Origin of the sequence: Arthrobacter sp. B0490 (assembly GCF_002929355.1) — a bacterium.
In the GTDB taxonomy this organism is placed as follows: domain Bacteria; phylum Actinomycetota; class Actinomycetes; order Actinomycetales; family Micrococcaceae; genus Arthrobacter_D.
Window position 1 is genome coordinate 1 of the sequence record NZ_PJIR01000011.1, and the last position, 21,505, is coordinate 21,505.

General features: G+C 61.5%; 27 protein-coding genes. 16 read left to right on the top strand and 11 right to left on the bottom strand.

The features are described from left to right. Window positions 1-204 precede the first annotated feature (204 nt). Window positions 205-567 (bottom strand): hypothetical protein, encoded by a 363-nt coding sequence (locus tag CXQ97_RS14825; protein ID WP_368784501.1) that lies wholly within the window; start codon window positions 565-567, stop codon window positions 205-207. Between the two features lie 259 nt (window positions 568-826). Between CXQ97_RS14825 and CXQ97_RS14830 the strand changes: the two genes are divergently transcribed. Genes CXQ97_RS14830 through CXQ97_RS14840 form a run of 3 tightly spaced genes read left to right on the top strand, consistent with a single transcriptional unit; the run spans window position 827 to window position 3,131 of the window. Next, a complete protein-coding gene (locus CXQ97_RS14830; protein ID WP_104181650.1) occupies window positions 827-1,447 on the top strand; it encodes a recombinase family protein in 621 nt (206 codons plus the stop codon). After that, entirely contained in the window at window positions 1,440-2,180 is a 741-nt protein-coding gene (locus tag CXQ97_RS14835) for a hypothetical protein (protein WP_104181651.1), read from the top strand. The genes CXQ97_RS14830 and CXQ97_RS14835 overlap by 8 nt, the downstream gene beginning before the upstream one ends. A gap of 51 nt (window positions 2,181-2,231) precedes the next feature. Beyond that, window positions 2,232-3,131, top strand: coding sequence for a DNA/RNA non-specific endonuclease (locus CXQ97_RS14840; protein WP_104181652.1), 900 nt, complete (start codon window positions 2,232-2,234; stop codon window positions 3,129-3,131). A gap of 449 nt (window positions 3,132-3,580) precedes the next feature. Here the strand turns inward: CXQ97_RS14840 and CXQ97_RS19550 are convergent, their stop codons facing one another. Continuing rightward, the gene (locus CXQ97_RS19550) at window positions 3,581-3,793 is read right to left on the bottom strand and encodes a hypothetical protein (protein WP_146069656.1); all 213 of its coding nucleotides are present in this window, start codon (window positions 3,791-3,793) and stop codon (window positions 3,581-3,583) included. A gap of 840 nt (window positions 3,794-4,633) precedes the next feature. On the opposite strand from CXQ97_RS19550, the gene CXQ97_RS19915 reads away from it, so the two are divergent. Continuing rightward, entirely contained in the window at window positions 4,634-4,783 is a 150-nt protein-coding gene (locus CXQ97_RS19915) for a hypothetical protein (RefSeq protein ID WP_181035089.1), read from the top strand. 143 nt (window positions 4,784-4,926) lie between these two features. On the opposite strand, the gene CXQ97_RS14850 is transcribed toward CXQ97_RS19915, so the two are convergent. Beyond that, the gene (locus CXQ97_RS14850; RefSeq protein ID WP_181035090.1) at window positions 4,927-5,916 is read right to left on the bottom strand and encodes an HNH endonuclease; all 990 of its coding nucleotides are present in this window, start codon (window positions 5,914-5,916) and stop codon (window positions 4,927-4,929) included. Between the two features lie 393 nt (window positions 5,917-6,309). Then, window positions 6,310-7,068, bottom strand: coding sequence for a hypothetical protein (locus CXQ97_RS14855; protein WP_146069657.1), 759 nt, complete (start codon window positions 7,066-7,068; stop codon window positions 6,310-6,312). 131 nt (window positions 7,069-7,199) lie between these two features. Here CXQ97_RS14855 and CXQ97_RS19555 point away from each other — a divergent pair, with 131 nt between their 5' ends. Both CXQ97_RS19555 and CXQ97_RS14860 read left to right on the top strand, forming a co-directional pair. After that, window positions 7,200-7,847, top strand: coding sequence for a hypothetical protein (locus tag CXQ97_RS19555; protein ID WP_146069658.1), 648 nt, complete (start codon window positions 7,200-7,202; stop codon window positions 7,845-7,847). A 60-nt stretch (window positions 7,848-7,907) separates the two neighbouring features. After that, window positions 7,908-8,960 carry a hypothetical protein gene (locus CXQ97_RS14860; protein ID WP_104181656.1) on the top strand — a complete coding sequence of 351 codons (1,053 nt, stop codon included), beginning with the start codon at window positions 7,908-7,910 and terminating at the stop codon, window positions 8,958-8,960. Between the two features lie 26 nt (window positions 8,961-8,986). Here CXQ97_RS14860 and CXQ97_RS14865 read toward each other — a convergent pair whose 3' ends face one another. Continuing rightward, window positions 8,987-9,709, bottom strand: coding sequence for an SOS response-associated peptidase (locus CXQ97_RS14865; protein ID WP_104181657.1), 723 nt, complete (start codon window positions 9,707-9,709; stop codon window positions 8,987-8,989). A 609-nt stretch (window positions 9,710-10,318) separates the two neighbouring features. On the opposite strand from CXQ97_RS14865, the gene CXQ97_RS14870 reads away from it, so the two are divergent. Then, on the top strand, window positions 10,319-10,654 hold the full coding sequence (locus CXQ97_RS14870; protein ID WP_104181658.1) for a hypothetical protein: 336 nt from the start codon (window positions 10,319-10,321) through the stop codon (window positions 10,652-10,654). Between the two features lie 192 nt (window positions 10,655-10,846). Here the strand turns inward: CXQ97_RS14870 and CXQ97_RS14875 are convergent, their stop codons facing one another. Then, complete coding sequence (locus CXQ97_RS14875) at window positions 10,847-11,089, bottom strand: helix-turn-helix domain-containing protein (protein ID WP_104181659.1); 243 nt, start codon at window positions 11,087-11,089, stop codon at window positions 10,847-10,849. Window positions 11,090-11,563: 474 nt separating this feature from the next. Between CXQ97_RS14875 and CXQ97_RS14880 the strand changes: the two genes are divergently transcribed. Together CXQ97_RS14880 and CXQ97_RS14885 are read left to right on the top strand one after the other, a co-directional pair. Next, window positions 11,564-12,193, top strand: a complete 630-nt coding sequence (locus tag CXQ97_RS14880) for an NYN domain-containing protein (protein WP_181035091.1) — start codon at window positions 11,564-11,566, stop codon at window positions 12,191-12,193. Window positions 12,194-12,263: 70 nt separating this feature from the next. Then, a complete protein-coding gene (locus CXQ97_RS14885) occupies window positions 12,264-12,689 on the top strand; it encodes a hypothetical protein (protein ID WP_104181661.1) in 426 nt (141 codons plus the stop codon). A 58-nt stretch (window positions 12,690-12,747) separates the two neighbouring features. Here the strand turns inward: CXQ97_RS14885 and CXQ97_RS14890 are convergent, their stop codons facing one another. Continuing rightward, window positions 12,748-13,185, bottom strand: a complete 438-nt coding sequence (locus CXQ97_RS14890) for a DUF5956 family protein (protein ID WP_104181662.1) — start codon at window positions 13,183-13,185, stop codon at window positions 12,748-12,750. An 87-nt stretch (window positions 13,186-13,272) separates the two neighbouring features. On the opposite strand from CXQ97_RS14890, the gene CXQ97_RS19560 reads away from it, so the two are divergent. Together CXQ97_RS19560 and CXQ97_RS14895 are read left to right on the top strand one after the other, a co-directional pair. Beyond that, on the top strand, window positions 13,273-13,554 hold the full coding sequence (locus tag CXQ97_RS19560) for a hypothetical protein (protein WP_146069659.1): 282 nt from the start codon (window positions 13,273-13,275) through the stop codon (window positions 13,552-13,554). Between the two features lie 65 nt (window positions 13,555-13,619). Further along, window positions 13,620-14,324 (top strand): hypothetical protein, encoded by a 705-nt coding sequence (locus tag CXQ97_RS14895; protein WP_104181663.1) that lies wholly within the window; start codon window positions 13,620-13,622, stop codon window positions 14,322-14,324. A gap of 37 nt (window positions 14,325-14,361) precedes the next feature. On the opposite strand, the gene CXQ97_RS14900 is transcribed toward CXQ97_RS14895, so the two are convergent. Both CXQ97_RS14900 and CXQ97_RS14905 read right to left on the bottom strand, forming a co-directional pair. Continuing rightward, on the bottom strand, window positions 14,362-14,937 hold the full coding sequence (locus tag CXQ97_RS14900; RefSeq protein WP_104181664.1) for a hypothetical protein: 576 nt from the start codon (window positions 14,935-14,937) through the stop codon (window positions 14,362-14,364). Window positions 14,938-15,025: 88 nt separating this feature from the next. Continuing rightward, window positions 15,026-15,613: a hypothetical protein gene (locus CXQ97_RS14905; protein ID WP_146069660.1), complete on the bottom strand. Its 588-nt coding sequence runs from the start codon at window positions 15,611-15,613 to the stop codon at window positions 15,026-15,028. Between the two features lie 968 nt (window positions 15,614-16,581). Here CXQ97_RS14905 and CXQ97_RS14910 point away from each other — a divergent pair. After that, window positions 16,582-17,319, top strand: coding sequence for a class I SAM-dependent methyltransferase (locus CXQ97_RS14910; RefSeq protein WP_104181666.1), 738 nt, complete (start codon window positions 16,582-16,584; stop codon window positions 17,317-17,319). Here CXQ97_RS14910 and CXQ97_RS14915 read toward each other — a convergent pair. Further along, window positions 17,283-18,023: a helicase associated domain-containing protein gene (locus CXQ97_RS14915; protein ID WP_104181667.1), complete on the bottom strand. Its 741-nt coding sequence runs from the start codon at window positions 18,021-18,023 to the stop codon at window positions 17,283-17,285. The two genes, CXQ97_RS14910 and CXQ97_RS14915, sit on opposite strands and share 37 nt — an antisense overlap. Window positions 18,024-18,403: 380 nt before the next feature. Here CXQ97_RS14915 and CXQ97_RS14920 point away from each other — a divergent pair, with 380 nt between their 5' ends. The 4 genes from CXQ97_RS14920 (at window position 18,404) to CXQ97_RS19920 (ending at window position 20,202) form a co-directional block, all read left to right on the top strand. Beyond that, the gene (locus CXQ97_RS14920; RefSeq protein WP_104181668.1) at window positions 18,404-18,859 is read left to right on the top strand and encodes a hypothetical protein; all 456 of its coding nucleotides are present in this window, start codon (window positions 18,404-18,406) and stop codon (window positions 18,857-18,859) included. Between the two features lie 146 nt (window positions 18,860-19,005). Then, the gene (locus CXQ97_RS14925; protein WP_146069661.1) at window positions 19,006-19,242 is read left to right on the top strand and encodes a hypothetical protein; all 237 of its coding nucleotides are present in this window, start codon (window positions 19,006-19,008) and stop codon (window positions 19,240-19,242) included. Window positions 19,243-19,449: 207 nt separating this feature from the next. Beyond that, window positions 19,450-19,797: an Lsr2 family protein gene (locus tag CXQ97_RS14930; protein ID WP_104181670.1), complete on the top strand. Its 348-nt coding sequence runs from the start codon at window positions 19,450-19,452 to the stop codon at window positions 19,795-19,797. Between the two features lie 225 nt (window positions 19,798-20,022). Continuing rightward, entirely contained in the window at window positions 20,023-20,202 is a 180-nt protein-coding gene (locus tag CXQ97_RS19920; protein WP_181035092.1) for a hypothetical protein, read from the top strand. 237 nt (window positions 20,203-20,439) lie between these two features. Here the strand turns inward: CXQ97_RS19920 and CXQ97_RS14940 are convergent, their stop codons facing one another. Then, on the bottom strand, window positions 20,440-21,369 hold the full coding sequence (locus CXQ97_RS14940; RefSeq protein ID WP_104181672.1) for a ParA family protein: 930 nt from the start codon (window positions 21,367-21,369) through the stop codon (window positions 20,440-20,442). Window positions 21,370-21,505: the final 136 nt, after the last annotated feature.

Consider the following 21,505-nt stretch of genomic DNA (forward strand, 5'->3'; position numbering starts at 1 on the left):
GTGGCTCTGATATGGGTACGGTCCTTCCACGCCGATATTCAACTTCAGACGGGAAAAGCAGGCCGACCTTGCACCCTTCCGCACCGCGAAATCACCGATGCTCACATACTGCCCGAGATACAGCAGACAAGAACGTGTAGCGCCAGAAAACGACCGACATGGCTTGCAACCTGTTCGAGGCGTTGCTATCAGAAAAGGGTGGCGTCACCCCCGGCCGGTAGCCAACCCGAAGATGGCTTTTTCGACCTGAACTGCCGTCCGGCCGTACTCGTGGCCCCAATCGTCGAGAACCTGCACGTATCTCTCGTAGGAAGCTGTTTCGTCTGTGTCGAGCCGAAGAGCAGCTTCCATCAGCAACCACTTAGCAACCTGCGCGTCGAGGATTGGAGCTGCCTGTGCGTCATCAGCACTGGTCAGGGATGAGGAGAAGTACAACCACTTTGTGAAGTAGGCGGCATCTAGGTGCTTGATCCGGTTGTCGTTATTCATGAAGCGGAAGCCTTCGACAGCCCCATTCCTCCGGACGTACTCGACGCCGGCTGACAATCTGTCACTTACAGACGGCAAGACAGGCGTGGTTGCTCATCACGATGAGGGAGCCGAGTTGTTACTTCCGAGAATCCGCCCTTGGATGCAGTGCTCTAGGAGGACGTGTCGTGTCTTGCAGCCCGTGAGTTGCAAGACACGCGGACGAGACGCCATCACTCCTCCGCCACTACTACTCCTGCTGTGTCTTGATACCCTGTCTCATAAGCAGAGGTCCGGAATTGTGACAGAAGCGTTGGTTGCAAGACACTTTGCGGGGATACCGACATGGAGGTGTGGTGTGGGCAAGCTGATCGGGTACGCGCGGGTATCGACGCGCGCTCAGGATACCGATCGGCAGATCGCGGACCTGCTCGCCGCCGGCGTCCGCCGCGATGACCTCTATGTCGATCACGGCGTCAGTGGTACTCATGCCCGACGTCCTCAATTCGACAAAGCTCTTGGCGCATTGCACGAGGGTGACACCCTCATCGTCACGACCCTCGACCGGCTCGGTCGCTCGACCTCGAACATGCTCACCCTGGCCGACGAGCTCCGACTCCGCCACGTGAACCTCCGGGTGCTGAATCTTGGCGGCGGGAACGTGGACACCGGTACACCCATGGGGTCCATGGTCTTCACCGTCATGGCAGCCCTCGCGCAGATGGAGCTCGAGATCAAACGTGAACGGGTGAACGACTCGAACACCAAGCGACGGAACGCTGGCATGGACCTCGGCGGCCGGCGCCCCGTCTTTTCCGACAGCCAGATCGCCAACGCCCGCCGGCTCATCGAGCAAGGCCAACCCGCCTCCCACGTCGCCCGTGACCTCGGTATGTCCCGGGCCACCCTCTACCGGCGCATCGCGAACCTGGACGCCCAGCAATGGGTCGCCACCCAGCAGGGACAGACCGGTGCCTGAATCCACGCGTGAGTCCCATGCTGGCGTTGGAGACGACCAGGCGGACGAAGGCAGCGACGGCTTAAGCACACCGCGGTCACAGCTCGTCGTTCTACCCGACTCCCCCGACACCCGGCTCCTGGTAGAACTCACGAGTCATGCGAACGATTTATCGGAGGCTGCGCACTCGCTGGGCAGGGCGCTGGATTGCGGGGAGGGCTCCGATGTGTGGGAGCCCCTGACTTCCCACGCGGTCACCGCCTATATCCGCCCCTTCATCCACTCCAACGTTCGCACCCGCCTCGACCAGATGCCCGAGTTTCCTGGCATACCGGCCGAGCTTCTCGCCACGCACGACGTGATTCGGAAGTACCGGAACACGACCGTCGCGCATTCCCAGTCCGATCTGGTCATGCCCCTACCCGTCGCTCTTCTGGGTGGGGTCGATCAGGTAATCCGAGTGTGGGGCATGACAGTTGTCCACCCAATGCCAGGAGCGATAGCCATACGGTTCGCCGACCTCCTCACGACGATGGAATCGATCGTCGACGCAGCCATGCAACCCGTGACCGAACGCCTTCGCACGTGGGTGCAAACCCAATCGCCAGCAACGGTTCAACAGTGGCAGGGACCCGAAGTCACCCATTCAACCGACGACGCCTTCAACGGTTTCCGAAGAAGATCCAGGATCCCCCGTTTCACCGGTTACATGCACACCGAGCAGGTTCAGGGCGGCACTGACCCCCACGAGTAGGTGGGAAGCGGTGTTCATGTGGCTGTCACCCACTACTGATACGTTCTGCCGATGAACGCGATCCTGCCTGACCCGCACCCGCTCACCGCCAACCTCTCCGACCGGATGGGCTTCGATGAGCAGTTCCTCGGCCAGGATGTCCCGATGCCGGTACTCGACGGGCTCGAGACCGTGCTGCTGCCCTACACGCACTTCTCCATCCTCATGCGTCCGGACAAGCGCCTCGCTGCGGTCACCGCGCTTGGGATGGACGGCGAGAAGCTCATGGACCTTGACCGGTCAGGTATTGACTGGCGACTCGACCCGCGTATGCCGGAGGACCAGCAAACCGGGGAACGAGTGTACGCACGCAACGATATCGACCGCGGGCACCTCGTCCGCCGAGCCTCAGCGGTCTGGGGCGACACCCGAGCCGAAGCAGCCCAAGCAAACGAGGACAGCTTCCACTACACCAACGCCGCCCCGCAAGCAGCGAAGTTCAACCAGAGCCTCGAATTGTGGCTGGGCCTGGAGACATACCTACTGGAGAACGCAGCCGACCACGGTCGGCGCCTGATCGTTTTCACCGGACCCGTCTTCAGCGATCTTGACCCGGTTTACCGCGGCGTGGAGATTCCGCTGCGCTTCTTCAAGGTCGCGGTGTTCCTCGAAGGCGGGGCACTGGCGGCGACCGGCTATGTCGTGGACCAGACACCACAGCTCAAGGACCTGCCGGACGTGCCGCGTCCGGGCGCCCTGGATGATGGTGACGCTCCCCCGCTCGGCCCCTTCCGAACCTTCCAGGTCCCCGTCCGGGACATCGCCGCCCTTACCGGTTTGGATATGGCGCAACTGATCGCCGTCGACCGGATGCCGATCGCCACAGCACTGCCCAGCGCGAGGGTCACGTCGGCTTGGCGCGAACTCTCGAGTCCAGAGTGCCTGGACCTGGACTTCGACCTAAAGAACTAAGGCGCCACCAGTTCACTCCATGTCCCTACGTCAACGATCTCGACGCTCATCAAAGGTCGCTCGCTCCTGCACTGGCAACAAACGCTGTGAGACCCATTGCTGAGACGGAACCTGCTTGCCGACTCCCCCGCCGATACTGAGGTCCAGCCAGCCGTTGTCGAGCCTTCACATCCGTCTGGTCAAGGGATCCTTTGCTGAGACGACCTTTAGCGACTGGAAACCACCTAGTGGCAGAGTTGCGCACTTGATGACCGAGTAGATGCGGGTCGCGATGCCGCTACGAGGAGCCAACAAATGAGCCGAGTCACCAGCGCGTTGTCGGAAGCCATCCGCGAGTATGCAACGAGCTTCGAAAGCCTCGCATATCACAGCCCTCGATCAGCATCTGACCCACCCTTGCAAAAGGAATTTCGATCGTTCTGAAATCTACAGCGTCCGGCCGCTTCGTCCTATTCGGAGGTTTCTCCCGATTGATTACTTAATGGCAATCGATCCTCTTTGCTGACCGTGTTGGGCATTGGTATCCGCGCTAGCACTTCCACAGGAGGGCCGTCACCATTGATGTGGAAAAAGGCAAGGAAGGCGTCCTGGTTGAGCGCATAAAAGGCCCTCCATACCAGAGTGAGCTCACGAAAATCTTGGTTTTCAATTTCAACGACCACCTCCGGTGCCGATCTTCGCCCCCTCTTCGCCTTAAAAACCTGCCCTGTAGGACGCCCATCAGTGTCTCGACCCCTAATCCCATGTGAAGCGAAATTACGCTGCCGATACCACGCTCGGTACCGCTCCCCGATGTCGGCGAAAGCCGGACTGTGTACGCCGAGGGCATCGAGAGCATCAGCAAGTTGTTCACCACTTGCTCCGTGGATCGCCCCATCCGGTTGACCCAGTAGTTCGCGAGCAGAGAGGACGAGAGCAGCAAGCGATACGTCACACCGTGACGCCTCAGTGATGACTCTGCCGACGTAGTACGCGTATTCCTCTTCGCGCCAAGGGAGCTGGTTCAGCTGTACGCCGGGATGCATGAAGCGAGGTACGTTGAGCCAGAGTTGCTCCAAGTACCGTGCGTCCGTGTCAGAGACACGATGTTCCCAGACAGTCGAGCGAAAACCGCTCTTTCCCATGCGAGTCAGGCACACTTGGATGCCCACACCTTCTAGGCAACGCACGGCTCGGACCTCTCGATCACCGACATCTAGACGCAGCTCACCATTAAGACTAAGAATCTCGAGGTTTCCCTGGCCCAGCACGAGAACTTGCGGTTCCCCGGTGTCGCTGCTCCCTGCCGACGCGGTTAGAACCTCGGTACGAGGGAGCCCCAATCGCTCAAGGATCTCAAATCCAGCCTGAACGTGATCGCCTTCGTACCAAGTTCTTCCGTTCTCATCGCTCGCCACAGGGCCATAATATGCTCAGCCATAGTCGACAAGCCGTCCGCCGTAGCCCGCTCAGTCGCCGTCCAAGCGCGGAAGACCAACGCAACCAACCTGTTGGTCGTACCCATGTACTCCTACTGCCTGGGGAACGTCCCAGGAAACCTGTCCTTCTTCTGGATCATCATCGTCGCCGTCTTCGTCCTCGCTGCGATTCTTTTCTTCCGGCATTCCGACGGGCCGGGCGGTTCCTCGCCGCCACCGCTCCTCAAAACGTGACCCAATTCCAGATCGGCAGGAGAAACATCGTCGCCCCGAACAGGATCAATCGGATAGAGCCATCGCACTGTCGTGTCGCAGTTCGGGCATCATCACCGGGCGTTTTCTCTAGCGGGCCCCACGGGAATGGACATCGGCGATGACTAGCTGGGCTGTCGCACTCCGCTAGGCGGTGACAGGTGTCCCGGTGGGGGGACCCGCTTTTGGGCAGTGGTGAACTCGCTTGTAAGGCGTCGCCGAAGGTAGTCCGGCTGTGGCGCGTGCCGCGCGGGCATCACCAAGCGCCGGCCATCAAAGGGCTCTAGTGCATCCTTTAGCGCTCGGTCATCGCCAACCTTCAGCCAGTCAATCCGAACGATGTAATCCGTTCCGATCTTAAGAAATCCCGCGTCGAAAGCACAGTCCATGAAGGTTGACAGGCAGATTCCGTTGCTTGGGTCGAGCCTGATCCCTGGCGCCTTACTCCACGGCACGATGTGAGACGCGACTAGGAACTCTCGCGTCGAGATGCCCGTGATCGCACAGCGCCCGCCGTAGTTGCTTTTGACCGCATCGGCAAATGCTCGTTGCGCACTGCCGCGAGTCTTCGCGGGAACGATCTGGTCGTGCACAGCATAATTGCCTCGCCCAATCTGGTCCGAGAAGCGTGCGACCTCGTTTGGCTCGAACTCGCCCGGCTCGGTCGTTGCATCATCGCCCGTGGTTGTTCTTCCGTGCTCGACCGACTCGATATAGGCGAGGATCTCAGCCGTTGCGCGCCGTCGACCTTGCACGCGCCCGCCATGCAATCCGTGCCGTTCAAGCACTGCGTCTGTTAGCTGAGCACGCTGCTCGTCGCTGAACACCGTCGTTCGCTTGAGTTTCATCCAGGTGCGGTGCTGCCTGCGCTCGATCATCTCCTGTTCGTCTGCCCAAAAGTCCCGATCGTCGATATCCAGCTCCGAAAGGCCGACTGCCGTCACGGAACACTTGATGCCGATCGCCGAGACCGGCCTCGTGATGTACAGGTAGACGACGTCGCCGAGGGCGATGTACGCCGTCCGCGTCTCACTCCAGTTCACCTCCTCGAGTTCTCGGAAGGCATCCTCGCTCCTGTAGGTGGCGTTCTCTGAGGCGACGATCCAAACAGTCATGAGGCATAGGGTAGTGCGTCGTCGCTTGAATCTGAGAGAGAGCTTGCCGACACCATCCAGGCGTACGGCGACTCTCATTCGATGCTCAGCAATTCCACCCATGCCCTTGCATAAGTCTGCGACGGGCCTGTCATTTAGGCATCCATATGACGATCCATTGACCGGACAGCCCATGTGCAGTCTGAGAGGTGCAGCGGCGCATCTGGGTGGGTAGCAAAATCCGCCACTCCCCCAACAGCTCGTCGACGGCGCTTCGCACGCGCCTTGTGCACCACCATCGAAGCCGTCAGCCCGTCGCACAACCTAGTGGTGCTCAATGGGTCGTTTCTGCGCACTCGTCCGACGAGACCTAGAGATGAAGGGTGTGAGCGACCGACTGTGCTCAGATGACGGTCAGGTCGCTTGGACGTAGGCCACAAAGGGTGCACTGGCCAAGTCACGTGTGGTGCCCTCGTCGATGAGGATGTCGGCGATCATGGCGGTCACCACTATGGCGGCGAGTCTGTGCGCTTCCAGCTCTGGGTCCACGTGTCGAGGCTTACCCTTCCCCATGATCTCGCCGTCGTCAGTAGGAGCATATTGGCCAGCTAGGAACCCCGTCGCGTGAGCCCATGTGGAGTCCTCTCTCCATAGGCGGTAAACGATCCGGAGGTTCATACCGGATTTCTCGACAGCGTGGGCCAGTTTGTCTGCCCCTGTTTTGATCACCTTGTTCTCAGAAATATTCAGGACGAACTCCTCCATCTCGGCGACGTCGATGTCTGATGGGAGTCCGTTGCGCTGCATGTACTCGTGGGTCTTAGTTTCGTTCGTTCGCTCGTTAGCAAGCATCGTGTCAGCGGCCCCCGCGCGCTCTGATCGAGGCATGTCCCCGAGCCAGAGAATACGGATGGTCAGCTCCCAGAACGCGCGCCGGTTCGGAGCGGCTGCATAACCCAATCCTGCGGCCTCAAGAGTGGCGATGATCCGACTCTGTTCGAAGGCTGCCCGTAGCCAGCCCACGGCGAACTGGCTGACTCGGGTTACTGTGACCCCGCTGAGGTCAACCGCGAGAACAGCTTCTGCTGCACGAAGAGTGTAATCAGCAGCTACCGATTGCTCAGATATTTTGCGCTTGGATTGGCGTTCCCGCTTTGCTCTACTTCCACTCATGAGACCACTCTATGTACGCTCGATTCTGAGCTACGGACTTCCCTAGTTTTTGCTCTAGGTGGCTGGAGTACCTGTCGTAACCCCGCACTGTCCGCTGCGTGCGCGGACGCACGTGTGATACTGACCTTCCAATGAGTGATGAACTGAGCCGCCGGCAACTTCGTCAGAATCGCCGTGACCTTCGCCGGAACAAAGCGCTCATTGCAACTCTTCATCAAGAAACCGATGCCCAGAGGGCCGACGTCGCATCACGTGCGGGGATGATGTCGACGCGTGCTTCGATACTCATAGCGGCGGCAAGTCTCTCGACGGCACTGCAAGTCGGCCAGCAAGGGCCTTGGTTCCTGGCCGCTGTTTGGCTTTCGGTCACGTCGGCCACTCTCGGCGCGTTAGTGCTTCTCCCACGCTTGGGAGAGCAGCTAAACATCAAACAAAACGAGGACGACCTTTGGGGTCAAGATCCTGCCGAGTTCGGCCGTGATCTGATGTATCAGAAGTTGACCCTCCTCCGTGGGGACGAGAAAGCGCTGTACTGGCGTCGATATGTCCTTTTGGCTGGCTACACCGCTCTAGCATTGTCATTGGCTGCTGCTGCCATCCACCTTTCAACCAATCTCGCCTCAGAACTGGAACCTAATGCCCCCGAAACCGTCGTCACCTCCACCCCCACCGCCTCAGCGACCGAACAACACCGTTCGAGTGGTGAAGGAATCCGACAACTTCAGTTCACGCCCGCCGAAGGTTCCATCACCGAAGCCCAGGGACAAGTAGCGGGTTAGGCGCGTACAGCTAAGCGAGGCGCCTGTGGTGGAAGCGGCCGTCCTAATAGATTGGCGGCCATGACCCCTTCACCAAGCACGGCTGATAAGTATGGCTGGTTACCGGAGCCTGTCGAATCAGTAGCCTTCCGATTAGCGCGAGCCGATGAGTGCGCCTTCCAGATAGGCGACCTAGCATCGCAGTGGTCGTCGGACGGACCTCTCGACTTCGAGCAGGTCCGTCAAGGCGAGTATGTGCAGCTGTTCGTGACCCGGCTACGGCCGGCGCCACCTGAAGCGTCACTGCTCTTCAGTGAGGCGGTGAACCACCTTCGCGCGACAATCGATAACGTCATCTGGTATCTCGTCGAACGCGAGCACGGAGAACTCACCGGCTATCCTGCGACGTTGGTCAACATGCCGATCGTTCAGTCGCCCAGAGCCTTCGACAACTGGATACGTAAGAGAGTCCAGAACAAGATCAGCGCGTTCGGCGAAGGAACCCCGTTGCATCAACGGATACGCGCGCTTCAGCATTACGCTGACTCGCAGAGCAGCATCCCCTCGATGGGCGAGCTTCTGGCCAGGTTGACGGGCCAAGCGGTCGAACGGGCACACCCTCTACTTCTCCTGCAGGCGTACTCGAACTACGACAAACACCGCTCAATCCGTATTGCGGCCGCCAGAACCTTTGGTTCGAGCAATGCGACACCTTTGGCCGCTCAGAAGCTTGGTCATCAGGCACTCCGCGTGGGTGATGCTTTTGGTCCGAAAATACCGTGGGGTCACCCAGCATCTCAGGATGCCAACACAGCGCTGATGGTCGAGAGACCCGACCCTTTCACTGCTTGGGTGAACCCGACGAAGGAACTGAATGCGATGAGGCGCCATGTCAGCGACGTCGTACTGCCCATCCTTCTTACGGGCTTGGAAATGCCGAATGGTCTACCGCCAAGAATCTCGTTGGGCGATGATGGACGATCCAACCGTGAGCGCTTAAATTCAGGAACATGGGAGGACGCAGAGGCCCGCATCGGCCCCGTTGTTCGAGCCCGATACGAGGAAGCAATGGCGAAAGAACCTGAGTTTGCCCCCATCGCTGAGGATGCGCCCGACACTCTCCCTACTGAATAGCCACTTCTACATCTTCAAAGCGTTTGTCAGCTCGCCTGGTCCTCCGGGACGGGCGCAATCAGCTCGGGGCCGTTGTTGCGCACTGATCCCACCTCTATGCCGACGATGCGCGGTACCAAGTTGGGCTCGGGGATGGTGTCGATGAAGCGCTGCACCTGGTCTCGCTCCGTCATGGTCGGGTCCAGCCACTGATCCTGCAGCTCGGCCGGCACGATCACGGGCATCCGCTCATGGATGTGCCCGAGCGCGTCGTGTGCGGCGCGGGTGAGGATCGTCGCGGTCACCAGCCACTTATCCTCGGCATCCTCGGGCTTGGTGGGGTCGGGCCAGAACTCGTACAGGCCGGCGAAGCCCAGCAGCTGATCCTCGTCCTCACCGTGGAGGTAGTGCGGGGTCTTCGTCCCGTCGTCGTTCTTCTGCCACTCGTAGTAGCCGTTGGCCGGGATGAGGGCTCTGCGCTTGGCGGCCGCGGTGCGAAACGACGGCTTCTCCGTCACCGTCTCGCTGCGGGCATTAATCATCCTGGCGCCGGCTTTCGGGTCCTTGGACCAGACAGGGACGAGCCCCCAGCGAGCTATCTCGAGCCGGCGCACCAGCTCGCCCTCGCGCAGCTGCTCGGACACGAACGGGATCCCCTGCATCGGAGCCACGTTCCACGAAGGTTCTAGCTCGCCCTCATACGTCTCGTCCACACTGAACGCGTCCCTGATAGCTGCCTTGTTCCCTGCGATCACGAAGCGTCCACACATGGCCGTAATTCTGCCTTAGTTGACACTATTGTGATCCGCGCCCACTGCATCAAACGGAGCTGCTACTTTTGGTTCTCGTCGGGCTCAATTACTCCCTCGAGGACCGTCCGCTCGCGTTTGGCTTCTTCCTCCCTGACTGTGAGATCGCGTTCGGACTCTCTCCAATCCTTAAGTTTCCGATAGCCCTGAGGACCCCAATGAACCACTCCAGTCAAGATAAGAGCTCCCGCTGCACCTAGTGCGGCCCCGGAACGGGACCCTTCATCAAATCCTTGGTGGTAGCCAGCGCCATATATCGGGTTTCCCGCCACTTCTGCTCCTCATCATGTCGTCGATTGAGCACGAGCATATCTGGCACTCGATCGCAGTCCGCCTCCTGCCCACAGGGGCACGGCACAAGCCCCCCCCACGCTCCGCTGCTTGTCCCGCACCCAGGATGGACAGCAGGAACCGAGGGCCCACCTGCACACAACCACCTGCGTCACCGACACGGGTAGCTCACCTCGAGTGAGCGGTGGCCGTGCAGAGCCTCCATGGGTGCGGGCTGGGACTAGAGCAGGGGAAACGACCGGGGTCTGATTGTCGGCGCTGCCTCGTACTGTCCCGGGGGTGGGTCAGAACAAGCGCTACCAGCAGTTCTACGGGAAACGGATGGACGAGCGGATCGAGGAGTTCGTCATGCGTGAGGAGCTGATCATGCTCACCGCCGCCGAACTCGACGTCGAGAACTGCCGGCCCACCAACTTCCCGGAACCTCGCCGGGTGTACGCGTGGGTCCGCTACCCCTCCAAAGCCATCCGGGTCCAGGCACACGCGATCGCGTACACGCGCACAGCGGTGAAGATCCGGTTCCTCGAACCGCTCATCCGGATCCACCGCGAGGGATGGGTGTGGCTGAACGCGGTCACACCGGCACCCAACGACCAAGGTGCGCCTCCGGCATAGGTCCGGGATCGACGGCCTACCTATGAGCCCTGAGCTGCCGGAGGATGATGATCGTCAATGCGCCGCGGTCGACTTCGGGGTGCGAATCAGCCCAAGCCCACAACAGGTCGGCATACTCACTGAGAGGCCCTTCCGGATCCGGCATCGCAGCTGCTTCCGCTCGCAATGCCTCATGCTGCGCAGCGTCCATCCCTACACTTCGCCCTTGGCTATGTCGGTGCGGGCTTTGGCGTAGGCGCCGGTGATGTAGTCCTCGAGCTTGGTGCGTTCGATGCGCCACTGGCCTCGGCCGCCGATCTGGATGGCCGGCAGATTCCCTGAGGCAATGAGTCCTCGGATGGTGTTGTGCTTGGTGTTCAGCTCGTCGGCTACCTGCTGCAGGGTGAGGAACCGCAGCGGCCTTGCCTGCTCATCGTCCTGGGGTTGGTCGGTCATGTACCCAGCATTCCAGCCACCAAACGCTGCACAGCTGATCGACCGCGCAGTCCACAGGCCATACAGAAGGGGGTAGGGAGCAGGGGGTCGGGGGTCCGACCCCCTGCTGCATGTGCTTGAGCATGGTCATTGCTCCCACGCTCCGCGCGTATCTCCACGGAGCGACCCACACCACACAGTTGCGCTAAATGCCGCCCTGTCCCCTATTGGCGAATGGGGAGGGTCGCTCGAGCGAAACGAAGGCCCTCGGCACCCTTAGAGCAAACTCCACAGCGTTTCCCTCTTGACGAACTCGACGCGTTCAGCGATAGTGGATAAAGCAAGACCCCGCGCCGACTGGTGCGGGGTCGCTTTGCTTTTCAGAGTGTTTTTTTATTCGTTCCCTATTCTTCCTGGAAGCATTGTTTGGGGAATGAGGGAGCAGGAATATCGGTCAGCTAATTGATGTGCAGGATAAGCTCCGCCACCATTCGCGTGGCGGTTTCGTCATTTAAGAGGAGAAAGATTATGGAAAGAATCGCGGTTTTCCTGGATTACGGCAACGTCCACATGCTCGGCCATGACCTGTTCGGACACGGCATGGACAAGCGGGACACCTACGTTAACCCCCGACTGCTCGGAGACCGGGTGGTCGGCAAACGGCGGAACGCCTCAGAGCTGGCAGGAGTCTTCGTGTTCCGCGGCGAGCCCTCCAAATTCCGCGACTCGGTAGGCGCGGCCACCTTCAGGAAGCAGAAGTCCCGCTGGGCCGCGGACCCTCTTGTCACCGGCACCTACCTGCCGCTGCGCTACCAGGACGATCGCCGGCCGCCGAAGGAAACCGGCGTGGACGTCAGGATGAGCCTGAACCTGGTCAAAGCCGCGCAGTCCGGGGACTACGACGCGATTGTCGTCTTCACCGGAGATGGCGACTGCTTCCCGGCCATCGAAGACGCCACCCAGACCGGCACCCGTATCGAGGTTGCCGCGTGGACCGACGGAACCGGGTTCAAGGGCAGCCTCGCCACGGCGCTGGCGGTCAACCGCCTCGGGCTGTGGTGCCACCGCCTCAACGACGACGACTTCTGGGACTGCCAGGACCTGCCACTACCAGCAGCTGCCTGACAAAGTCACGTTGCCCCGAACACCCAACCATTCGAACTGCCACACCTACCCAAACACGGAGATCCCGCACATGACCAACAACTCGTCTGAATCAGAGCACTACCGTCGCGCCCTCGAAGCCGAACCGGCCCTACGAGTCATTGAGCAGGTCGTCAATTCAATCTGCAACGACGTGCTGCCCTCCAACGAAGCCTGGGCCAACCTGGTCGCCCCGCTCACCACCCCCTATCTGGGGGTCTCGCGGGGGTACGGGGTGAAGAACGCGGACAATGTCTCACGTGCGGACCGCACCCTAGGCGAGGAACTGGAGGACCTGACGGCCGACCTTGAAGACCTGAGTAGCCAAAGCAAAGCAAAGGAGAGCGTGGACAAGTACCGTCTTCCGGCGATGAACAGCACGGAGGAATGGCTGCGCTCCGCTGAAGCATGGGACGCAGTGACCCACGTATGGATCCATAGGATGCAGGACGTTGCTTCCTCCACGGCACGGCGATGAATCAGCCCGTGGCGCTCTTCGAGCGTGCACTCAGACCAACAACGGAGGAACAGTGGCCTCAGGCGTAGAGGGCTCGAAGGATGCCGTCGAGCACGAGCCGCAACTCGAGCGGCTCGACGGCATCGGGTGCAGCCTCCTGCACGCCGTGGTTGATGGCCGACCAGAATGCCGCGTCCGTGGGGCACTGTGCGGGCCGGCGGATGAACCAGGTGTAACCGCGTGGCAGCGGCGGGACACCGGCGGCGGCCAGGTACGTGTCAATGTCATCGTCAATGGAAGCCAGGTCATCGTCGCTGAGCATGCTTGGCTGTCGCACCACGGCGCCGTCCGACATGACGAGCACCTCGGTGTGGCGGTCCCGGACACCCGCCGGTACACGACGGGTGTTGGTTGGTCCTGCCACCCAAGCCACGAGTGCACCCCACCCGTTGGCGGTCGCCTCGGCCCACCCCTCGAGCCGTGCACCGTCACACACTTGGTCCCACGCCTGTTCCATCACCATTCCAGTGTGACCCAAGGAGCCGTCAGTAGCCGTCAGTAGCCGTCAGTAGCCGGGAATAGGCTCGCAACCTACGGTGAGTGCATGACATTCTCCGGATATAACAAGTCCGAGCCATACTGGCTGATCAGAATGCGCGAGGCTGCTCGACAGCGGCCCAGGACTCGCTTTGTCAGGATTCGCTGGAACGAGTTGCAGCATCTCCTGCGCGAACGAGATGCCCTCTGGCAAGCAGCCACTCCAGCAACCCGCGAGACACTCCTGGCCCTGCAAGGAAAGGACGACTATGGATACCTCGGAACGCACGAACTGAAAGCGTGGCAGGAGTGGCGCGATCAAAAGGACCCCACTGACACGAAGTCATGAAACGTAGCTTCCTGGATCTTACGGCTGAGACGAGACTCGTCGGTGCAGCGCCCTAGAGTCATCCCATGATTAATGAGGAAGCATCGCTGCCCGATGACGTTTTGGCCACACTGCCGGGCACTGATGCGGTGCTGGATCAGGAGGTGGACGTTGATGGTGAGAGGTGGCGGCGAACCCTTATCGATCGGGACCTTCCCGCGATCACCGGGAAGCTCGCTGACGGAGGCCGGACCACGGTGACTCGTCAGGAGGTATTCGACCTCGGGGACCAGGACCCGACCGTGGAGAACGCCTTCCAGCTGCTCTACTACTCCCTCGCCTGGGGGCTCGGAACGCGGGCCTCCCGGTTGCACCAGCGACTGGACGGACTCGCCAAACACCAGAACACAGCCAGCGAACTTCTCGTCTCCGCGTGGACCGCGGTCAGGAACGGCGACCCGACGGCCGAGGCCTACAGTCTTCTCACCACCAATCGGGGCGGCGGGCGGATCCCGTGGTTCGGGCCGGCGTTCTCCACCAAGTTCCTCTACTTCGCTCAGGGAAGCGCGGCGGCGCCCCGGCACCTGATCCTTGACCAGGTGGTTTCCCGGAACCTCCGCCGGGACGCGTGGCTGCAAGCCCCCACCGCCGGTTGGTGGCCCGAAACCTACCAGCGCTACTGCACCCTTCTCACACACTGGGCCACACAAGCCTCCGAAAGCCCAGGCGTGCAGCGCACGGTGCGGGCGGATGAGATCGAGCTGGCCCTGTTCAGGCGCCCGACCAGCTGAACCGGCCGCCGGTGCCCTGTTCCGTTCCTCGCGTCAGTCAGTCCTCGAATGGATCACTGATTGGTCCTTCCGGCTCCTCGAACTCGTTGGCTTCGCAGGCGCGCCAGTCTTCCTCGATCTGCTCGATGTGCAGGGCACGCTCAGGGGATACCTGTCCGAGGAGCCCCCAGTCGAGGACAGCCAATTCTGCGTCGAGAACTGGTACGTACACTTCCACGCCGGGCGGCGGCTCGTCGGTCAATAGCAGGGCGTTGAGGGCGAGGATCAGCGCGGCCCGGGACTCCACGACCACACACGGGTGCTGGCACACCCCGTACAGCTCCCCCAGGCTCTCCCACACTGTCAGCAACGCCCTGCGCCCGTCCGACGGGGACAGCACTGATCCCGCGGTCAGGGGAAGCTCCAGGATCCCGAGCGTGGTCATTACTGGCAGGACCTCACCGCTCCGATAACTGCCGCAGATGTACTGCTCGATCAGAGGGCCGACGTCGGCGAGCTGCCGGGCGAATGAGGAGTGACCGGTGGTGTGGGTGGTGCGTCCGAGGTGCGCTGCCCACAGGAACAGGGCAGGGTCCGAGGGCGGAGATGGTTGATACGGCGATGGTTGATGCACGGGGATTGTCCTTCCGGGAGGCTTAAACAAGGAAGCGCCCCTCACCTTCGAAAAGGCGGGACGCTGGGGTTGTGCTGGGTGGAGGTTGCTACCGGTGGGAGGTGTGCATCCGCCAGTGATCCGCGTGGTTCCCGAGGTACTGCGCCTCATTCGGCGCCGAATATGAACCACGCTGCGTGGCATTGCGTGAGGCGTAGGCGAGTTCCTCGTCGGCGCTACGGCGCACATTACGGCTCGGGAATTTCGAAGCAGCGACAACCGGGCGGATCCTGCCGCACCACACGACCGTGTTGAGGCTCTCCATCCACTCCGGGAACCGGCGGTCGATGCGCTGCAGCGACGCTTCAAAGTCGGTGGTGCGACTGAGCATCCGCAGGTGAGCCTGCAGCAGCTGCCAGTAGCACTGACGGTGACGCTGGGGTAGCTGGATCGGGCTGCACAGCATTTCCGTCAGCACCACCACCAAACGCCGAACCGCGGTCAGCAGCTCATCGTCCCTCTCCCCCGCATCAGCCACCGCGAGCAGGGCCTTCCAGGTATCCGTAAGGCAGGAGCGGACATCCGAGGCATCCACAGATCCGTCAACCCGGTGGATCTGCTGCCGCAGAACGCTGATCGCCTGCGGTGAGGACAATCGAGCCCGGGGGTCAGTCAGCAGTGCGGCCACCGCGTCCATGGCAGCCTCCCACGGCCGCCTGTGGCGGGCACTGCCCGCAGGTCCAGACGTTGGGTGGGTCGTGATCCTACGCTTCGTACTACTGGCGGTAGAGGTGGCGACGATGGTCATGATGGTTCCTTCCTGATTTTGGGTACAAAAAAGGACCCCCGAAGGGGCCCTGCGGTCTTCTACTAGCTGCTCACGTTCTAAGGGATATATATGCCCACTAAGCGGGACACAATCAAGAGCTGCTGGCGTCAGTGCACCGGTTGGGGCAGAGGTAGTCGCTCCAGGCAGCGAATGCTGCCGATGTTTTAATTATCCCCCAACTTCCCGGACACAACCCAATTCGCCCCCAGAGCAACCAGCTACGCATGTTCCAGGGAATATATGCCCCCAGTAAGGGCTACACAATCAAATCAGCGGGCTTCACCGCACTGGTTGAGGCAGAACTTGTTGCTCCAGACAGTGGGAACGCTTCCGATGACTCAATTATCCGCCAACTTCCGGGACACAAGCCAATCGGGCCCCCACAGCGATCAGGCAACTGACGGCAAATCTGGTCCGTCGAGCAATGGGACGTCCTCTTTAGCCCCTCAGGTATTGATTGTCGTGAACCTCCGTTACACGAGCAAACGCCCGCCCCCGTCCATCCCCACATCGCCTCCTTGAGGTCATCCACCTGTGGGCGGGTGGAGCCCGAAGGGTGGAGCTCAAAGCCGTCCACCTGTGGATGAACCCCCGACGTCACGTCCGCGCCACGAACCCTTCAACCCACTCAGAGCCACCGCGTCCCGTGCAGTTGGACCCGTCCGATCAAGGGAACATTTGACGAGACTCCTGTCAGGCAGGCAACAGCCTGATCGGGAGCCCACACGTCATCCGCCTGCGCCTGCATACAAGGGGACAAGCGGACAACGTCACGGCCGGGCCCGCTGGCTAGCCCCTTGGGGCCGGACCTGGATGTGGGGTGATAGGTTGCGCCGATGGTGGACCCTAGGCATTTCGATCGCCAGGCCGCGAACTACGAGCAGGCCCGACCGCCCTACCCCGAGGCGCTGTGGCAGCGGCTAGAGGACCTCGGGCTTCTCACAGCCGGCCGTCGCGCCGTGGATCTGGGCGCCGGGACAGGGCAGGCCACCGGAAGGCTTCTTGACGCCGGTCTGACGGTGACCGCTGTCGAACCAGGTGCGCGTCTGGCAGCCCTGCTGAAGATGAATCACCCGGCAGCATCGGTCATCGTGAGCCGCGCCGAAGACGCCGACCTGCCCGAACGAACCTTCGATATCGCTGTTGCCGCGACATCCATCCACTGGATGAACCTCGATGAGCTGCTTCCGAACGTCCATGCCAGCCTTCGCCCGGAGGGAAAGCTGCTGGTGTGGCGCAACGTCTTCGGTGATCCCAACCATCCGACCCCGTTCCGGACCACGGTGAGACGAATCGTCGCCGCACGGGCAGGACCTCCGCGGCCAGGTCCCGACGCCGAGGACGCCGGGGCCACGTGGCGGGAGCTTGTCCGTACCGGCCTCTTCAGCGTCGACGAGGTCGACGAGTTCAGGTGGGAAGTGACGCTTGATGCACAACAGGTGCAGAATCTCTTCAGCACCTTCAGCGATTGGAATGACCAGGAGGTCCTCGAAGCGGCGGCAGCAGTCGTCGAGGCAGGAGGTTCTGTCGTGGAACACTACCGATCCTGGCTGATCGTCCTCAGCCGCACCTGAATGGTGCACAGAGCACCAACACTGCCCACCCTGTCCCAGCCGGACAACACCTGATCCAGAATTTTCTGCCGGTCGGCGCGCAGCCGACCGTTCCGCTGCCAGGTGCGCTGCCGACCCAGCCAGACCGCGAGGACCTTTTCGTCCGGGTGGCGCTGCGGGTCATAAATCGGGAACCGGCCGGTCTCGTCCCGGAAATGCTGTACCTGCTTAAGGCGCTGAACCCATAACTCGTCCGGGTTTCCCTTGCGGGTGCCGATCCACTCCCCCAGCCTGTTCAGGGCGTCGACCTTGTCCTGGGTGAGCCGGCCGGCGTCGTGGGTACGGCGCTGGTTTTCCAACCACCGGTACAGCACCCGCGCCTCCAGGCTGTCGTTCTGCGCCGGCAACCCACCCACCCGGGCCACGTAGGTTGCCATGGCGGTGTGGTGCTCCCACCACACCTGCTCCCGGCTCCGCCGGAAGCGGCGCCGGTTGCTGCTGGGTGCGGGTTGGTCGTGGAGCACCCAGCACCGGCCGAACCACCCCTGATCTAGGCCGATCTGCCGGTCGATGGTCCGGCGGACGCGGCGGACGTCGACCCTGCACCATCCGGCGATCACCGCCGGCGGGACTCCGCGGGAGTACATCAGCAGCCACTCCTGCCGGCTCTCACACGCCCCCTGCGGATACTCGTCCCCGGCCAGGATCAGGTCATCGAAACGCATGAGGCCTCGCGCCTCTCCGCTCAGCCACCGCTACTCCCCGGCTCCCCCGCTCCCCCGCTACCGAAGGACCGCGCCTGCCACGGCGGCGTCGTGTCCGTCCTCGGCGAAGGGTTACAACGATCCGGACGCGCCACTCCTCCGTCGGACCTGGGCGGTATGCGGTGCATGGTGTTGAGAGTAACCACCGTCCGCAACTTCCGTCGCGGGCAGCTCACCCACAGACGGACGGCTTTGAGCTCATTCCTCCGGGCCCCACCCGCCCACAGATGGATGACCCGCCACCCCCACCCTCGTTCGCAATCCGGCTTCCCAAATAATCGAACCTTTGTTCTATTTTTAAGCCTGCACAAGAACCACCAGGGGTAAGGGAGAAGCAGCCGATGACAGCGCAACCCGTGGACACTACACCACCCACAGAACCAGCCCAGCAAGCTGCACGCGAAAGCACACAGGGAGCCGCGTGGCATGTCTTCGACGAGCCGGCGGCCGTCCGGTTCCTGCCCTCCGGGACACCCCTGGCGCTGCGCTGGCGAGGCAGCATCTGGCAGATCATCGGCGAACCCCTCGCCTGGTCCAGCTCGAACACCTGGCCAGAACCCGTCACCACTCCCCTAGGCACAGACAACACCCACGCTGGCCAGACCCGTCGTGGCAGCCTCGGCAGCGTGGGCGGTCACAACAGCCGGGGCAGCCTGGGCAGTGTGGTAACGACCCGGTTCTGGCGGTTCCGCGCCCAAACCGGGCCGGCATCCCCGGTCCTGGAGTTCGACATGAACGCCGATGCCCGGTGGGAGGACTGGCGGCTGCGCCGCGTCACCACCATCGACGGCTACTAGCAGCTACCGACAGCTACGGACGGCTAGTGACCACCTCGAACAACGCCCGGCCGGGTCCGCGTCACACGGCATGAGCAGCAGGTGGCGGGGCGAATTGCGAGGCCATGAGTCAAAACAAGAGATACGCCAAGCACTACGCGGGGCTGATGGACGATCGGATTGAGGAGTTCGTCATGCGCGAGGAGCTGATCATGCTCACCGCGGCCGAACTCGACCTCGAGCACACCCCACCCACCGACTTCCCGGAACCACGCCGGGTGTACGCGTGGATCCGCTACCCCTCCAAAGCACTCCGGGTCCAGGCCCACGCACTCGCCTACACCCGCACTGCAGTGAAGATCCGCTTCCTCGAGCCTCTCATTCAGATCCAGCGTGAGGGCTAGGTATGGCTCAATTCAGTCACACCCGTACCAGCGAACAATCAGAACGTCGATCACGACAACAAGCAAAGCAACGATCGTGGCAAAAAGAAGAACAACAGGATCGGTGAATGAAACCGGGACAGGCTGCAGTCGCAGACCACATTTTCCGACACGATAGGGTGGAAGGCTGGGGATCATTGATTCATGTCTAATAGCTCAGGAGTGAAAATGGCGCAGCGCGTGCAGGTGCAATTGGTAGACGACCTCAATGGTGAAGTCGCACAGGAAACGATCCGCTTCGGAATCGATGGCACCGACTACGAGATCGACCTGACAACGGAGAACGCGCAGAAGCTGCGCTCAACCCTGTCCGACTACGTGGACAAGGCCCGCAAAGCCAAAACCGGGCGCAGGGGCCAGGGCGGGCAGAAGGCCACCGGCGCATCATCGACGGGCAGAACCAAGCGTGAGGACACCCAGCAGATCCGCCAGTGGGCCCAGGACAACGGCTACAACCCCAGCTCCCGCGGCCGCATCACCCAATCCATCATCGACGCCTACAACGAAGCCCACTAGCGGGGTTCCCGCTAGCTAGAGCCCCCCGCCCGTGTCGCTCAACCGCAGACCGTACGGGCGGGGTCCCGCACTCTCGCATGAGATTGCAGGATCGTCACGGACGTGCCGCTCGCCAAGGCGAGGTCATCGGGCAGCGACAGCCATAACGGTCTGGAAGTGCGATTATCGGCCGACGCGGCGTGGTTCTAAACCCAAACCCTCGGCTAGTGCTTCCTCGCTCACTCCGTGAATCTCATTCTCACGTTGCAGGAGCAAGTCAATGGCGACGCGAATGAGGGTGTTGTCGGTGATGCGCTCACCCACCGTGGTGCCGTTTGGCTGGCGTCGTTCACTATTGAGGCGACGTGTGAGCATCGTGAGGGCGTCGGCTTGTTCAACGTGAATGCGGGCTTCACGCCTTTGTAACTGTAGGTACTTCGGCACTGCCGGACTCACAGAGTGTGTTCGCACAGACTCTGTGAGTCCGGCAGACTCGGTGGGTGTTGCGTCACTCGCTTGCTCAGAAACTGTGGATGACTTGAGACCCTCATCGTTCTGGACAGTCGTAGGCCGGTTGGCTTTGATGAGCCGATCAACTCCTGCCGTCTTGGTGACTTTGGGCGTGAGGCCACTAAGGGTGCGTCGAGCTGGCTGTGTAGTCATTTACCCCTCCGCTTTGATTGGACCAGTCGGGATCGAGGTGGCTTCGCTTTCGGTGATCCGAGCAACCACTTCTTCTCCAAGAGCTTGGAAATCCTCAGCGACTCCAACCGCGCTCTTGGAACGCGGTCCATCGTGTTCCTGCCCACTCCCCCGCCGTAGTTCCCACCACTTCGGGGCGGCGAGCACTGCCTCTTCCAGTTCGAAAGCGAGCAGCCCCCGTTCGCGGCTTTCTTGGGCTGCTGCTTCGGCATGACGAATTGATGTTTCAAAGATTGGGGCGGCGGAACCCAAGTCCTGACGGATGGCCTCCCGGGCGCTTTCAGATACCCGCTTGGCAGAGCGATTGACTCCAAAAAGCACAATGCCGAGAAGATCCAGATCAGGGTTGATGGTGACAACGGCATCCAGGCGCCGCGCAACGTCCCGAAGTCCCTTGCGGGAGGATGCGTCTGTTTTGACTGGGATCAGAGCCCACCGTGCTGCCGCAAGAGCAGCTTGCTGAAGCGTTTCCTGCCCGGGAGGACAGTCGATAAAGATGAGATCGTAATTTTCAGCCAAGCCTTCAAGCCCTTGGGCGAGGGCTGCCTTGGCAGACGCGGGATCCTTTTGGGCTTTCAGGGTGAGGCCGGCTGCGGCCATGTCCAAGTGGGACCCACCCATGAGGACGTCCAAGTTCTCTCTAATGCCACGTGCGGGTTTCGCCTCTGCAGCGAAGACGAGGGTCTGCGCGAGAGCCATCCCGTCATCGTTTGCCTCGGAGTCGGTGTAACCGAGCTCCTCTGCAAGGTTCCCTTGAGGGTCCATGTCGACCAGCAGTACCCGGTACCCACTTGCAGCCAGCATTCCGCCGATGTTTGCGGTGATGGTTGTCTTTCCAACGCCACCCTTGCCATTCACGATGGCGATGACGCGATCTAGTCCTGATGACATGCTTCCTCCTTGGGTCCATCGTCTCAACATGGGTCGAGAACTAGCTGGAGGCGCGCCGATAGTCTGTGAATCACTTAGTACCGGACTAACAGACTTTGTCACTGCCGCACTAGTCTCACTCGCCCTAACCAGGCGT

Coding starts and splice junctions, on each gene's coding strand:
- CXQ97_RS14840 (WP_104181652.1), top strand. CDS start 2,232: ATGAACGCGATCCTGCCTGACCCGCACCCGCTCACCGCCAACCTCTCC.
- CXQ97_RS19915 (WP_181035089.1), top strand. CDS start 4,634: ATGTACTCCTACTGCCTGGGGAACGTCCCAGGAAACCTGTCCTTCTTC.
- CXQ97_RS14850 (WP_181035090.1), bottom strand. CDS start 5,916: ATGACTGTTTGGATCGTCGCCTCAGAGAACGCCACCTACAGGAGCGAG.
- CXQ97_RS14855 (WP_146069657.1), bottom strand. CDS start 7,068: ATGAGTGGAAGTAGAGCAAAGCGGGAACGCCAATCCAAGCGCAAAATA.
- CXQ97_RS19555 (WP_146069658.1), top strand. CDS start 7,200: ATGAGTGATGAACTGAGCCGCCGGCAACTTCGTCAGAATCGCCGTGAC.
- CXQ97_RS14860 (WP_104181656.1), top strand. CDS start 7,908: ATGACCCCTTCACCAAGCACGGCTGATAAGTATGGCTGGTTACCGGAG.
- CXQ97_RS14865 (WP_104181657.1), bottom strand. CDS start 9,709: ATGTGTGGACGCTTCGTGATCGCAGGGAACAAGGCAGCTATCAGGGAC.
- CXQ97_RS14875 (WP_104181659.1), bottom strand. CDS start 11,089: ATGACCGACCAACCCCAGGACGATGAGCAGGCAAGGCCGCTGCGGTTC.
- CXQ97_RS14885 (WP_104181661.1), top strand. CDS start 12,264: ATGACCAACAACTCGTCTGAATCAGAGCACTACCGTCGCGCCCTCGAA.
- CXQ97_RS14890 (WP_104181662.1), bottom strand. CDS start 13,185: ATGGAACAGGCGTGGGACCAAGTGTGTGACGGTGCACGGCTCGAGGGG.
- CXQ97_RS19560 (WP_146069659.1), top strand. CDS start 13,273: ATGACATTCTCCGGATATAACAAGTCCGAGCCATACTGGCTGATCAGA.
- CXQ97_RS14895 (WP_104181663.1), top strand. CDS start 13,620: ATGATTAATGAGGAAGCATCGCTGCCCGATGACGTTTTGGCCACACTG.
- CXQ97_RS14905 (WP_146069660.1), bottom strand. CDS start 15,613: ATGGACGCGGTGGCCGCACTGCTGACTGACCCCCGGGCTCGATTGTCC.
- CXQ97_RS14910 (WP_104181666.1), top strand. CDS start 16,582: ATGGTGGACCCTAGGCATTTCGATCGCCAGGCCGCGAACTACGAGCAG.
- CXQ97_RS14915 (WP_104181667.1), bottom strand. CDS start 18,023: ATGCGTTTCGATGACCTGATCCTGGCCGGGGACGAGTATCCGCAGGGG.
- CXQ97_RS14920 (WP_104181668.1), top strand. CDS start 18,404: ATGACAGCGCAACCCGTGGACACTACACCACCCACAGAACCAGCCCAG.
- CXQ97_RS14925 (WP_146069661.1), top strand. CDS start 19,006: ATGGACGATCGGATTGAGGAGTTCGTCATGCGCGAGGAGCTGATCATG.
- CXQ97_RS14930 (WP_104181670.1), top strand. CDS start 19,450: ATGGCGCAGCGCGTGCAGGTGCAATTGGTAGACGACCTCAATGGTGAA.
- CXQ97_RS14940 (WP_104181672.1), bottom strand. CDS start 21,369: ATGTCATCAGGACTAGATCGCGTCATCGCCATCGTGAATGGCAAGGGT.